At 64.8% G+C, this 13,228-nt stretch carries 13 protein-coding genes; 4 read left to right on the top strand and 9 right to left on the bottom strand.

Translation table 11 applies throughout. The annotated features are described in order from the left end of the window. The 9 genes from WCE35_RS11805 to WCE35_RS11845 all read right to left on the bottom strand — a co-directional run. Positions 1–452: ATP-binding cassette domain-containing protein (locus tag WCE35_RS11805; protein ID WP_424593519.1), on the bottom strand; the 452-nt coding region annotated here is incomplete at its 3' end. A gap of 172 nt (positions 453–624) precedes the next feature. Beyond that, positions 625–1,611 carry an ABC transporter ATP-binding protein gene (locus tag WCE35_RS11810; RefSeq protein ID WP_424593520.1) on the bottom strand — a complete coding sequence of 329 codons (987 nt, stop codon included), beginning with the start codon at positions 1,609–1,611 and terminating at the stop codon, positions 625–627. Then, positions 1,608–2,318 carry a DUF1028 domain-containing protein gene (locus WCE35_RS11815; RefSeq protein ID WP_424593521.1) on the bottom strand — a complete coding sequence of 237 codons (711 nt, stop codon included), beginning with the start codon at positions 2,316–2,318 and terminating at the stop codon, positions 1,608–1,610. The genes WCE35_RS11810 and WCE35_RS11815 overlap by 4 nt, the downstream gene beginning before the upstream one ends. Positions 2,319–2,406: 88 nt before the next feature. Further along, a complete protein-coding gene (locus WCE35_RS11820) occupies positions 2,407–4,212 on the bottom strand; it encodes a gamma-glutamyltransferase family protein (RefSeq protein WP_424593522.1) in 1,806 nt (601 codons plus the stop codon). Between the two features lie 103 nt (positions 4,213–4,315). Beyond that, entirely contained in the window at positions 4,316–5,332 is a 1,017-nt protein-coding gene (locus tag WCE35_RS11825) for an ABC transporter ATP-binding protein (protein ID WP_424593523.1), read from the bottom strand. Then, entirely contained in the window at positions 5,329–6,312 is a 984-nt protein-coding gene (locus WCE35_RS11830) for an ABC transporter ATP-binding protein (RefSeq protein ID WP_424593524.1), read from the bottom strand. The genes WCE35_RS11825 and WCE35_RS11830 overlap by 4 nt, the downstream gene beginning before the upstream one ends. Next, the gene (locus WCE35_RS11835) at positions 6,309–7,280 is read right to left on the bottom strand and encodes an ABC transporter permease (protein ID WP_424593525.1); all 972 of its coding nucleotides are present in this window, start codon (positions 7,278–7,280) and stop codon (positions 6,309–6,311) included. The genes WCE35_RS11830 and WCE35_RS11835 overlap by 4 nt, the downstream gene beginning before the upstream one ends. A gap of 13 nt (positions 7,281–7,293) precedes the next feature. Next, complete coding sequence (locus tag WCE35_RS11840) at positions 7,294–8,274, bottom strand: ABC transporter permease (protein ID WP_424593526.1); 981 nt, start codon at positions 8,272–8,274, stop codon at positions 7,294–7,296. 100 nt (positions 8,275–8,374) lie between these two features. Then, the gene (locus WCE35_RS11845; RefSeq protein ID WP_424593527.1) at positions 8,375–9,967 is read right to left on the bottom strand and encodes an ABC transporter substrate-binding protein; all 1,593 of its coding nucleotides are present in this window, start codon (positions 9,965–9,967) and stop codon (positions 8,375–8,377) included. 196 nt (positions 9,968–10,163) lie between these two features. On the opposite strand from WCE35_RS11845, the gene WCE35_RS11850 reads away from it, so the two are divergent. The 4 genes from WCE35_RS11850 to WCE35_RS11865 all read left to right on the top strand — a co-directional run. Then, a complete protein-coding gene (locus tag WCE35_RS11850) occupies positions 10,164–11,417 on the top strand; it encodes an NAD(P)/FAD-dependent oxidoreductase (protein ID WP_424593528.1) in 1,254 nt (417 codons plus the stop codon). A 129-nt stretch (positions 11,418–11,546) separates the two neighbouring features. Next, a complete protein-coding gene (locus tag WCE35_RS11855; RefSeq protein WP_424593529.1) occupies positions 11,547–11,798 on the top strand; it encodes a DUF6489 family protein in 252 nt (83 codons plus the stop codon). Between the two features lie 8 nt (positions 11,799–11,806). After that, a complete protein-coding gene (locus tag WCE35_RS11860; RefSeq protein ID WP_424593530.1) occupies positions 11,807–12,598 on the top strand; it encodes a lipase family alpha/beta hydrolase in 792 nt (263 codons plus the stop codon). 61 nt (positions 12,599–12,659) lie between these two features. After that, the coding region (locus tag WCE35_RS11865) for a wax ester/triacylglycerol synthase domain-containing protein (protein WP_424593531.1) at positions 12,660–13,228 on the top strand (569 nt) is incomplete at its 3' end.

Consider the following 13,228-nt stretch of genomic DNA (forward strand, 5'->3'; position numbering starts at 1 on the left):
TAGCGGCGGGCGAAGCGCGGCTCCAGCCCGACCAGCCGCAGCAGCTCTTCGACCCGCTCGCGACGGCGTGCAGCCGGCACCAGATCGTGCAGCGCCAGCGGCTCGGTCAGGATCTGGCTCACCGTCATGCGCGGATTGAGCGAGGCGTAGGGATCCTGAAAAATGATCTGGGCGTCGCGGCGGAAGGCGCGCAATGCGTCCGCCTTCAACGCGCCGAGTTCGCGGCCCTCGAAGCGGACGTGGCCTGAATCGGGCTCGATCAGCCGCAGCACCAGCCGGCTCACGGTCGATTTGCCGCAGCCGGATTCGCCGACCAGCGCCAGCGTCTTGCCGGCCTCGACGGTGAAGCTGACGCCATCTACCGCCTTGATAAAGGCGGTCGGCCGGCCGAACACCGAACGCGCGGCGACGAAGTGCTTGACGAGATCTTCGACTTCGAGGAGGGCGGTCACTTTTGCCCCTCGCGCAAACGGGTACCGTGTCCCGGGCGCGGCGCAGCGCGAAGCGTTGCGCCGCAGAACCGGGACCCATTCCGCGCGGCATCAACTATGGGCCCCGGTTCAGCGGTGCACCACTGCGCTCTGCTTGTGCTGCACCGCGCCCGGGGAACGGACCTCGCTGCCATCACGACACCAGCCTCTCCAGCGGCGCCTTGATGCAGCGCGAGGCGTGGCCGGGGCTCACCAGCGCCAGCGGTGGCGCGGCGACGCAGACTTCGCTGACAAAGGGACAGCGCGCGGCGAAACGGCAGCCGGACGGCGGGTTCGCCATGTTCGGCACCATGCCCTCGATGGTCGCCAGATGGGACGCGCGGCGATCGAGCCGCGGAATCGAACCGAGCAGGCCGACCGTGTAGGGATGCTGGGGATTGGCGAACAGCTCATCGACCGGCGCGCGCTCGACGATCTCGCCGGCATACATCACCGCGACTTCGTCGCAGACCTCGGCGACCACGCCGAGATCATGGGTGATCAGGATGATCGCAGCGCCACTGGCGGCCTTCAATTCGCGCATCAAATCGAGAATCTGTGCCTGCAGGGTGACGTCGAGCGCGGTGGTCGGCTCGTCGGCGATCAAGAGCTGGGGATCGCAGGCCAGCGCCATCGCGATCATGACGCGCTGGCGCATGCCACCCGACAGCCGGTGCGGATATTCGTCGATGCGCTTTTCGGGCGAGGGGATGTGGACGCGGCGCAGCAGCTCGACCGCGCGGTCCCGCGCCGTGCGCCGCGCGCCGCCGCGATGACGTAAAATGGTCTCGATGATCTGGTTGCCGATCGTAAAGCTCGGATTGAGCGAGGTCATCGGCTCCTGAAAGATCATCGCCAGCCGGTTGCCGCGAAGGTCGCGCAGCGTTTCATCGGGCACTTCGAGCAGATCAAAACCGTCGAAGCGGATCGAGCCGGTGACCTCGGCGGCGTGTTTTGACAACAGCCCCATGATGGCGAGCGAGGTCACGCTCTTGCCGCAACCGGATTCGCCGACCAGCCCGAGCGTTGCGCCATTGGCGACGCTGAGATCGACGCGGTCGACCGCATGCGTCGCGCGGCCATCGTCGCCGTGGAAGACGACGCGCAAACCCTCGATCTCGATCAGCGGGCTTGCCGTCATCGCCGGCTCGCAATCGCGGCGTCGATCGCAGCGTCGATGGCTTCGCGGTCAGTGACGCCGGCGGGGTTCTTGCGCGTCGGGAGAAACTTTCGGAAATGCACCCAGCGCTCGCGGCTGACCTGTTCCAGCCGTTCCAGCTCGGCAAGCGGATCGGCGTGGTCGTCGACCCGAAGGTCAAGATCGGACCATTCTTCCTCGCCATGGATCAGGAGCGCGGCCGATTGCCTGCCGCGCTTGTCGCCGCCCGCGGTCTCGCCGGCCTGCATCGCCAGGATCAGCCGACGCGCGAACGGCAGGTTTTCGTTGGCGACATAGGCTTTCGCGGTGTCGTCGAGCACATCGGCGCCGGCGAGCATGTTGCCGGCGATCGAGAAATCATCGCCCTCGAGATGCCCGCACCAGTCGACGCAGTCGCGTCCGGTGTGGGAAGCGATACGGCCGCTGGTGTCCATGACGTGCAGCTGCCGGCTCTCGCGGCCGCTGTCGGCGGCAATCAGGGTCGTGACGATGTCGCGGGGCGCGCGGCCCTCGCGCAGCAACTTCAGACCGTCGATGCCGTAATAGGGATTGACCAGCGCCTGGGTCGCGACGCCGCCGATGCCGGCGGCGATATGGGGCACACGGGCGCCGACGGCGAAAAATCTCGTCGCGACCGCGATGCCGAACTGGCCGGTCGCGGGATCGCGGGCGATGATCGACCAGGTCATCTACGCTCTTTCAAGTCGTCTCATCTTTTTTTGGAGCATGATCTCTTCGGAAAACCGGTTCCCGCTTTTCCGGATCATGCTCCAGCCTCTACCGTCCGGCCGCGTAGCCCTGCATGCCCCTCGGATTGGCGGCGGCGCGACGGCGGCGGCCGACTTTCGAGGCGGCAGTCAGGCGGCCTTCGGACCAGTCGGGGCCGGTCTCGACGATATGGCCGCGGCTCGTCAGCGTATCCACGGTCGCCTTCGGCACGCGGTTTTCAACCACCAGCACGCCGGGGCGCGCGGTGCGCGGCCAGAACGAGATCGGGAAATGCTCGGAGTGCCAGGCCGGCGCGTCGATCGCCTCCTGCAGGTTCATTTTCGCATGGACGTGCCGCAGGAAGAACTGCGTGGTCCATTGATCCTGCTGGTCGCCGCCGGGCGAACCCCAGGCCAGATAAGGCTCGCCGTCGCGCAGCGCCATGGTCGGACTGAGCGTGGTGCGCGGGCGCTTGCCCGGCGCCAGCGCCGCGGGGTGGTCCTCTTCGAGCCAGAACATCTGGGCGCGGCTGCCGAGGCAGAAGCCGAGCTCGGGAATGACCGGCGAGGATTGCAGCCAGCCGCCGGACGGCGTCGCCGAGATCATGTTGCCGGCCTGATCGATGATGTCGAAATGCACGGTGTCGCCGCGCACCTCGCCGAAGCGGCCGACGGTCGGCTCACCGGCGCCCATGGCGCCGACCGCCTCGCGATGGCCTTCGGCGCGGCGCAGTTTGACCATCGCGCCGAAACCCTCGACCGAGCCGGGGACGAAATCGAGCGATGCCTTGTCCTTCGAGATCAGCTTGCGGCGTTCATCGTTATAGGCGTCCGACAGCAAGGTCGTGATCGGAATATCGGTGAATTTCGGATCGCCGTAGAACTTTTCGCGGTCGGCAAAGGCGAGCTTGGCGCATTCGATCTGCAGATGAATGAATTCGGGACCGGCGGGATCGAGCCCGTCGAGCTCAAATCCCTTCAGCAGCGCAAGCTGCTGCAGCATCACCGGGCCCTGGCTCCAGACTCCCGGTTTGCAGACGGTGTAGCGGCCGTAATCATAGGTCAGGGGTGCCTCGACGGTCGGCTGCCAGCGCGCCATGTCGTCGGCGCTCAGCACGCCGCGATGCGGCGCGCCGCTGACATCCATCACTTCCTGGGTGCGGCAGAATCGGTCGATCGCCTCCGCCACAAAACCGTGCGACCAGGCTTGGCGCGCGCGCTCGATCTGCGCGAGGCGGTCGCCGCCTGTGCTTTCCGCTTCTTTCAGGATACGGGCATAGGTTTCCGAGAGCTGCTTGTTGGTGAAGAGCGTGCCAGGTTTCGGGACCGCATTGTTCGGCAGGTACACCGCGGCCGACGTCGCCCAGTGCTTGCGGAACAATTGCTCCACGGTCTGGATCGTGGCGGACGCGCGCTCGACCAGCGGATAGCCGTCGCGGGCATAGGCGATGGCGGGCTCCAGCACGTCGCGCAGCCGCATGGTGCCGTAGTCGCGCAACAGCAGCATCCAGGATTCAAACGTGCCGGGAACGCAGGCGGCGAGCAGCCCGGTGCCCGGCACCATCTCCAGCCCTTCGCGGCGATAATGCGCGATGGTCGCTTTGGCGGGCGCCGGGCCCTGGCCGCAGATCACCTCGGTGCGGGCGCGCCTGACGTCGTGCACGATAACAGGGACGTCGCCGCCGGGGCCGTTCAGATGCGGCTCGACCACCTGCAGCGTGAAGGCGGTGGCGACACCGGCGTCGAACGCGTTGCCGCCTTTCTCCAGCATCGACATCCCGACCGCGGTAGCGATCCAGTGGGTCGAGGTGACGACTCCGAACGTGCCATCGATTTCCGGCCTGGTCGTGAACGGATCGGGATTGATGTTGCTCATGGAAATCCATGGTTTCGCAGGTTGCGTGCGGCGGGCGCACTTGACCACAGCGGTGGCGTCCTGCCAACCGGCCGGGCCGCATGCCTTGCCCCCAATCCTGCAATCAAGCGGGGGCAGCGGTATCCACCAGAGGGTTGACGGCGTGGCAGGCGACGCCGCCGATCAGCGCTGGCGCCTGCCTGCGGCAGAGGTCGAACGCCAGCGGGCAGCGCGGGTTGAAGGCGCAGCCGGGCGGCGGATCGATCGGGTTGGGGATCTCGCCGCTGACCGGAATCCGCTGCCGGCCGGACATCGCCAGATCGGGAACCGCGCCCAGCAGCATTTTTGTGTAGGGCATGCGCGGATTATCGAACAGTTCGCGCCCCTCGGCGATCTCGACGATGCGGCCGAGATACATCACGCCGATGCGGGTCGCCATGTGACGGACCACCGCAAGGTTGTGACTGATAAAGAGGTAGGTGAGGCCGAACTTGTCCTGCAGGTCGCGCATCAGGTTGAGGATCTGCGCCTGCACCGAGACGTCGAGCGCCGAGGTCGGCTCGTCGCAGACGATGAACTCGGCTTCAGAGGCGAGCGCGCGGGCGATCGCGATGCGCTGGCGCTGGCCGCCGGAAAATTCGTGCGGGTATTTCAGGCCGTCATCGGCATGCAGGCCGACCAGATTCAGGAGTTCGCCGACGCGGGCGCGGATGTCGCGCTCGCCCTGGATCAGGTCGAAGGCGCGGATCGGCTCGGCGACGATGGCGTCGACCCGAAAGCGCGGGTTGAGACTCGCGTAAGGGTCCTGGAAGATCATCTGGATACGGCGACGCAGGCGCTGCCGTGCCTGCGACTGCCTGCGATCGGTCATCGAAATGCCGTCGATAACGACTTCGCCCGAACTCGGCGGCAACAGTCCGACGACCATTCGCGCCACCGTGGTCTTTCCCGAACCGGATTCCCCGACCAGCGCAAAAGTCTCGCCCCGCCTGATGTCGAAGGTGACGCCATCGACCGCTTTCAAAAATTCCAGATCGCCGCCTTCGAGCACGCGATTGAGCCACGGTTTTGAAACGTCGAACTCGCGGCGCAAATTCCTGATGTCGACAAAGGGCGATGGTGGTGAGGGCGTCGGCGTCATGCCGCGGATTCCCGGGCGGCCTCATAGAGGTGACAGGCCACGGCCTGCGCGCCGCGCCCGATCGGCTCCGGCCGTTCGACACGGCAGCGATCGAAGGCAAAGGCGCAGCGCGGATTGAACGAGCAGCCGGGCGGAATCGCCGACAGCCGCGGCATGGAGCCTGGAATCTGCACCAGCCGCTTGTCCTCTCCCGCAAGCGTCGGGATCGCGCCCATCAGGCCTTTCGCATAGGGGTGCAGCGGGTTTTGCACGACATCCTGCACCGGGCCGATTTCGGCGATCCGGCCCGAATACATCACCGCGACCCGGTCGGAGGTCTCGGCGATCACGCCCATGTCGTGGGTCACCAGCATCACGGCGGTGCCGTGATCGCGCCCCAGCCGCTTGATCAGCGCGATGATCTGCGCCTGCACCGAGACGTCGAGCGCGGTGGTCGGCTCGTCGGCGATGATCAGCTCCGGCTCGGCGCAGATCGCCAGCGCGATCACGACGCGCTGGCGCATGCCGCCGGAGAATTCGTGCGGATAGGCGTCGATGCGTTTCTCCGGCGCGGGGATGCCGACCTCGGCCAAAAGCTCGATGGCGCGCCTGCGCGCCGCGGTTTCCGAGAGACTGGCGTGGGTCCTGATGGTCTCGACGATCTGGTCGCCGATCCGGTAGAGCGGATTGAGGCTGGTGAGCGGATCCTGAAAGATCATGCCGATGCGCTTGCCGCGGATCCGGCGGATCTCTTCCGGCGGCAGATGATCGATCCGCATGCCCGACAAATAGATTTCGCCGCCGGCGATGCGGCCGGGCGGATCGATCAGCCCGATCACCGCAAGACCGGTGACCGATTTGCCGGCGCCGGATTCGCCGACCACGCCAAGCACTTCGCCCTTGGCGATGTCGAAGGAGATGCCGTCGATCGCGCGCAGCGTCTGGCGGCGGGTGACGAACTCGACCTCGAGATTACGCACGGAGAGAACGGGAGCGGTCATCGGAGCTTTGGATTGAGCGCGTCGCGCAGCCAGTCGCCGAGCAGGTTGATGGAGAGGATCAGTCCGGCAAGCGCGATGCCCGGGAAAGCCACGATCCACCATTCGCCGGCGAACAGATAATTGTTGCCGATCCGGATCAGGGTGCCGAGCGAGGGCATGGTGTCGGGCATGCCGGAACCCAAAAACGACAAGGTCGCCTCGGTGATGATCGCGAGCGCGAGGTTGATGGTGGCGATCACGAGAATCGGTCCCATGGTGTTCGGTAGCACATGACGGAGCATGATCACCGGCGCGGGCAGGCCGATCAGCTGCGCCGCCGCCACATAATCCTTGCTCTTTTCCACCATCACCGAGCCGCGCACGGTGCGGGCATACTGCACCCAGAAACTCAGGCCGATCGCAACCACCAGCACCGCCAGCGTGCTCATGGCGTCCAGGCGATTGCCGAATACCGACTTGGCGACGCCGTTGACGAGCAGCGCGATCAGAATTGCCGGAAAGGTCAGTTGTACGTCGGCGATGCGCATGATCAGGCCATCGACGGCGCCGCCGACATAGCCGGCGATCAGGCCAAGCGTGATGCCGAGCGTGCCGGCAAGCACGACGCCGAGCACGCCGACGGTCAGCGAAATGCGCAGGCCATAGAGAATGGCGGAACAGACGTCGCGGCCCTGTTCGTCGGTGCCGAGCAGGAACGGGCTTTGGCCGTCGGCGGTCCACAGCGGCGAGATGCGCGAGTTCATCAATTGAAGCTGCGCGGGATCGAACGGGTTCTGGACGGCGAGGGCGGAGGCGAAGATCGCGAGCAGAAAAAACAGCATCGTGACGGTCGCGGCCACCATGGTCAGCCTGGAGCGGCGGAACGAATAGAACAGGTCGCTCTCGACCGCGCGGGCGAGCCAGCCGCTGCCGGCCCCCGTGCGCGGCGTGCTGGCTTCGGCTGGATGCGGGACGACGGCTTCGGACATCGGTGATCTCGGTCTATGCCGGGCGGCTGATGGTCGAGCGCAGGCGCGGATCGACGATGGTGTAGAGAATGTCGACCACGAGATTGATGGTGACGAAGATCAACGACACCATCAGCAAATATGCCGCCATGATCGGAATATCGACGTTTTGCACCGCCTGAACGAACAACAGTCCCATTCCCGGCCATTGGAACACAGTCTCGGTGATGATGGCGAATGCAATAACCGAGCCAAACTGCAGGCCGGCGACGGTGATGACGGGAACCAGCGTGTTCTTGAGCGCATGACCGAAATGAACGGCGCGTGTCGTCAGGCCGCGAGCCCGCGCGAAGCGGATATAATCGGTTCGCAGCACTTCGAGCATTTCGGCGCGCACCAGCCGCATGATCAAGGTCATCTGGAACAGGCCGAGCGTGATCGACGGCATGATCAGCGCCTTGAGGCCGGAGAGGGTGAGCAGGCCCGTGGTCCACCAGCCGAGCCGCACTACCTCGCCGCGGCCGAATGAGGGCAGCCAGCCCAGCGTCACCGCGAACAGATAGATCAGGAGAATGCCGATCAGGAAGGTGGGCAGCGAGATTCCGATCAGCGATACCGCCTGGAACACCTTGGCGAGCAATGAGTCGCGCCGCAGCGCCGAATAGACGCCCATCAGGATGCCGAACACCATCGCGATGATGGTGGCGCAGGTGGCGAGTTCCAGCGTCGCCGGCATCCGCTCCATCAACAGGCTCGAAACCGGCTGGCGGAATTGATACGACACGCCGAACTTGAACTGCACGGCGTTGCCGAAATAGCGCACGAACTGCAGCGGCACGGGGTCGTCGAGGCCAAGCGATTTGCGGACCGCCTCGCGTTCCGCGGCCGGCGTATCCAGCGAGACGATCTGGTTGACCGGATCGCCGGCGAACCGGAACATCGAAAACGAAATGATCCCGACCGCGATCATGACGCCGATCGCCTGGATGGCCCGGCGAAGCGTGAAAGCGAGCATGTGATCCTTTCACTTCTCTTTTGAGGTGGCGGACGCCGCCGCCTGGAAACGAAAAGTCCCGGAAGCGCGACGCCACCGGGACCGTGAGTGTCGAGGCTGCCTACTCCTGTTTGGTTGCCCAATAGAACAGGACCTGGTTATCCGCGCGCTGCGTCAAAGTGACCTTCTTCGATACGCCCCACGCCAGGGCCTGCTGATGCAACGGGATATAGCCGAATTCCTTCGCCGCGATTTCGAACGCCTCCTTGATCATCAAATCGCGTTTGGTCGTATCCGGCTCAACCAGTACCTTGGCGGCAATTTCATCGACCTTCTTGTTGCAGTAACCGCTGAGATTGGCCTCGCCGCGGTTGATTTTCGGATCGTCGCGGCAGCCCATGATGTTGTTGAGAACGTCATGCGCGTCGGACGTGCCGGGCGTCCAGCCGAGCAGGTAGAACGAGGTCTGGTAGCCGCCGGGCTTCAGCACCTTGGCGAAATACTGCGCCTTGGGTTGCGCCAGGAGATTGATCTTGACGCCGATCCGCGCCAGCATGCCGACCACCGCCTGGCAGATCGCGGCATCATTGACGTAGCGGTCGTTGGGGCAATCCATCGTGACTTCGAACCCGTCGGGATAGCCGGCCTCGGTCAGCAGCTTCTTGGCGCCGTCGGGATCGAATTTCGGACGGGTAAAATCCCTGGAAAGCGCGAACAGCTGTGGCGCGATCATCAGCGCCGACGGCGTCGAAAGGCCGCGCATCACCCGGGTCTTGATCAACTCTACATCGATCGCCCTGAAGAAGGCTTCGCGGACCCGGACGTCCTTGAACGGATTCTTGCCCTTGATGTTCGAGTACAGCAATTCGTCGCGGACCTGGTCCATACCGAGGAAGATGGTGCGGATTTCCGGTCCCTTGAGCACTTGCGCGTTGGGGCTTGAATCCACCCGCGAAATATCCTGAGTCGGAACCGGTTCGATGACATCCACCTCGCCCGACAGCAATGCCGCGACGCGTGTGGCGTCCGAGCCGATCGGTGTGAAGATGATTTCCTTGATGTTGTGCCGAGGTTTTTGCCACCAGTTCGGGTTGGCCTTGAACACAGTTTTCACGCCGGGCTGATGGCTCTCGATCGTGAAGGCGCCGGTGCCGTTGGTATGGAGCGAGGCGAAACTCGGCGAGGTCGCCGCGACCGGCGTCGGCTCCGCCGCGTTGTTCGCTTCCGCCCATTTTTTGTCCATGATGTACCAGGTACTCCACAGCGCATGCAGAATGGGATTTGGCGAAGTCAGGATGAAATCCACGGTGTGGTCGTCGATCTTGACGACGTTGGTGTCGGCAGCAATGTAGGCCTGCAGGTTCGAACCTTTGGCGCGAACGCGGTTGGCGGAAAAAACGACGTCGTCGGCGGTGAAGGGGTCGCCGTTGTGGAACTTGACGTTCTTGCGCAGATGGAAGCGCCAGCGGGTCGGCTCCGGCGTTTCCCAGCTTTCGGCCAGTGCGGGAATGATCTTCAGATCCTTGTCGCGCGCGATCAGGCCTTCATAAACGTGTCCGAGATGCCCGTGGGTGGTGCTCTCGTTGAGCGTATAGGGATCCAGCGATTTCAGCTCGCCCTGGTTGGCGTAGCGCAGGGTCTGGGCCGACGCGGGCACCCAGGTAAAGGCAACGATCGAAAGGGTCGCTGCAAACAAACTCTGACGTACCGACATTTGACCTCGTTCCCCGCTCTGTTCAGCCGTTCTTAACAATACTGGCAGATATTGCCGCGGCATGTTGCCAGACTTTACCGGCCGCGCAAGCGCGATTTCCCCGATCGTCACCCGGTTTGCGCGGCAGCGCCGCAACGACTAGTTTCGCCACAAGTTGCGAATGCGAGTGCGTCGCAGTCAACTTTCGGAGAGCCGGATGGCGGAATTGAGGGCCGATGTTCTTGTCCTGGGGGCGGGCATGGTCGGCGTCGGCGCCGCCTTGCACCTGCAGAAGCGGGGCCGGGACGTGACCCTGATCGACCGGCACGATACCGCCGGCGAAGGCACGAGCTTCGGAAATGCCGGACTGATCGAATCCGCGTCGGTCTTTCCCTACATGTTCCCGCGGGATTTCGGCCAGATCCTTCGCTATGCGCTGAATCGTTCGCCGCAGGTGCGCTATTCCATCTCCGATCTTCCGGCATTCCTGCCGTGGCTGGTGCGATATTTCCTCGCGTCTTCGCCGGAGCGGGCGATGCGCAGCGCGATGGCCGAATTGCCGTTGATCCGGCGCAGCCTGATCGAGCATGAGGCGCTGATCGCCGAAGCCAATGTGCCGGAACTGTTGCGGCGGACCGGCTGGATCAAGCTGTTTCGCTCCGACGCAACGCTCGCCAATGCCGCGCACGAGCTCGAACGCGCCCGGCAATATGGCGTCGCGGGCGAGGTTCTCGATGCCAAGGCGATCGCGGCGCGCGAGCCCAATCTGACCGGCGACTTCGCAGGCGCCGTCTATTTTCCGGCGCCCGGCTTCGTTCCCGATCCCGGCGGCCTCGCCAAGGCCTATGCGGCGCTGTTCGGCCGCAAGGGCGGCCGCTTTTTTGTCGGCGACGCGCGCACCCTCGAACAGACCGGCGGGCGATGGCGGGTGGCGACGCCCGAAGGCGCGGTGACGGCGCGCGAGGTCGTGGTGGCGATGGGGCCGTGGTCCGACCAGGTATTTGGCCCGCTCGGCTATTCGATCCCGCTCAGCGTCAAGCGCGGCTATCATCTGCACCTTGAGCCGCGCGGCAACGCCGTGCTGCACCATCCGGTGCTGGACACCGATCTCGGCTATCTGCTGGCGCCGATGAACAGCGGCATTCGCCTGACCACCGGCGTCGAGTTTGCACGCCGCGATGCGCCGCCGTCACCCGTCCAGATCGAGCGGGCATTGCCCCGGGCGCATGCGCTGTTCCCCCTGGGAGCGCCCGTCGACGCGCAACCGTGGATGGGTGCGCGCCCCTGTCTGCCGGACATGCTGCCGGTGATCGGGAAGGCGCCGCGCCACGCCGGGCTCTGGTTCGACTTCGGCCATCAGCACCACGGCCTGACGCTCGGACCTGCGACCGGCCGCCTGCTGGCGGAGATGATGACCGGCGAGACGCCGTTCGCCGATCCCGGGCCGTTTGCCGCCGAGCGGTTTGGTTGACCATAACCCGCGAACGAGGGTCCGGTTCCCGGCTCGTTCCTTAAGGTTGCTGTTCCTTAAGGTTGCTTGCGCGACCCGGCCTGTCGAGGCGATACTGTGACAGTCCATCAAAGGCGGTCAGGAGCGGACATGAAGGTCAACGTCGAAGTAGATTGCACGCCGCTTGAAGCCCGGCAGTTTTTCGGACTTCCCGATGTCACGCCGATGCAGATGGCGGTGATGGACCAGCTCCAGCAGCAGATGACGGCCAATATCGGGAAAATCTCGCCGGAAGCGCTGATGCAGAGCTGGTTCACTTTCGATCCCAAGCTCGCCGAGCGCTTTCAGGACATGTTCGTGGCGATGGCCGGCCTTGGCGGCACCGGCAAGACCAAGAAGTAGTGGCGGCCATGGACCAGCACGCGGAGGGGGAAGCGCGCCGGCTGCGTCCGCCGAGCCTGTTCCTGATGCTGGCCGAGGCGCGGGGCGTGTTCGAACTCAATTCGAGCTTGCTGCTGTTGCCGCTGCTGATGCGCGCGCCGAAGGGCGACGGGCACCCGGTGCTGACGCTGCCGGGATTTCTCGCCAGCGACCTGTCGATGGCGCCGATGCGGCGCTATCTGAAGGAACTCGGATATGACGCCCATGCGTGGAGCATGGGTCGTAATCTCGGGGGCGTCGCCAGCAAGCGCGGCGCCCTGCGCGATCTGGTCAGGCGGATTCACGACGCCACCGGGCGCAAGGTCAGCATCGTCGGCTGGAGTCTCGGCGGCGTCTATGCGCGCGATCTGGCATTGCAGCTGCCCGAACTGGTGCGCTCCGTCATCACGCTGGGCAGCCCCTTTGCGAACGACGTCCGGGCGACCAACGCGACGCGGCTGTACGAAGTGCTGTCGGGCGAAAGCGCTGACGACAATCCCGAACTCCGGAACGCCATCGCCGGCGATATCCCGGTCCCCGCGACGTCGATCTATTCCCGCACCGACGGCATCGTGAATTGGCGGACCTGCCTGCTGCGCCCCTCCGAAACGGCCGAAAATATCGAGGTGCATCTCGCCAGCCATGTCGGCCTCGGGGTCAACCCCGCCGCGCTATGGGCCGTGGCTGACCGCCTGGCCCAGCCGGAGGGTGAATTCAGGCAATTTGACCGATCGGGCCCGTTTGCCATTGCCTATGCGCCCCCGGAAAATGCACTATCCTGACCAACCAGGTTCCAGAAACGCCGCCAAGGCCGCCGCGTGATTGTTGCTCGGGAGGGGAATCATGAGTGACGCCAGGAAGCTGTCTTCCATGGACGCGTCGTTTCTGTACCTGGAAACGCCGGAGATGCCGATGCATGTCGGGAGCATGGCGATCTTCCGCCTGCCCGAAGACTACAAGGGCAACTTCTTCGAAGACTTCAAGGCGATGATCGCCTCGCGGCTGCACATCGCGCCGATCCTCAAAGCCCGCCTGGAAAAGGCGCCGCTCGACATCGACCACCCGTCCTGGGTCGAGGACGAGCAGTTCGACATCGACCGCCACATCATTCGCGGCAGTCTTCCCGCACCCTGCGACCGCGCGACGCTGGAGCGTATCGTCGGCTGGATGCATGCCAAGCTGCTCAATCGTGCCCGCCCGCTGTGGGAATTCTACGTCTTCGAGGGCATGAAGGACAACGAGATCGGGCTCTACTCGAAGATGCATCACGCCTGCATCGATGGCGGCGCCGGTGCGGCGCTGACCAACATGATCTACGACGTCACGCCGGTGCCGCGGACGGTCGAGCCGCCCGCGGCGCGGGCCAAGGTCGGGCAGGAGCCGCGTGACATCGCCGCCAACCTGATCGATTC

It is taken from the genome of Bradyrhizobium sp., from assembly GCF_049691595.1.
Taxonomy (GTDB): domain Bacteria; phylum Pseudomonadota; class Alphaproteobacteria; order Rhizobiales; family Xanthobacteraceae; genus Bradyrhizobium.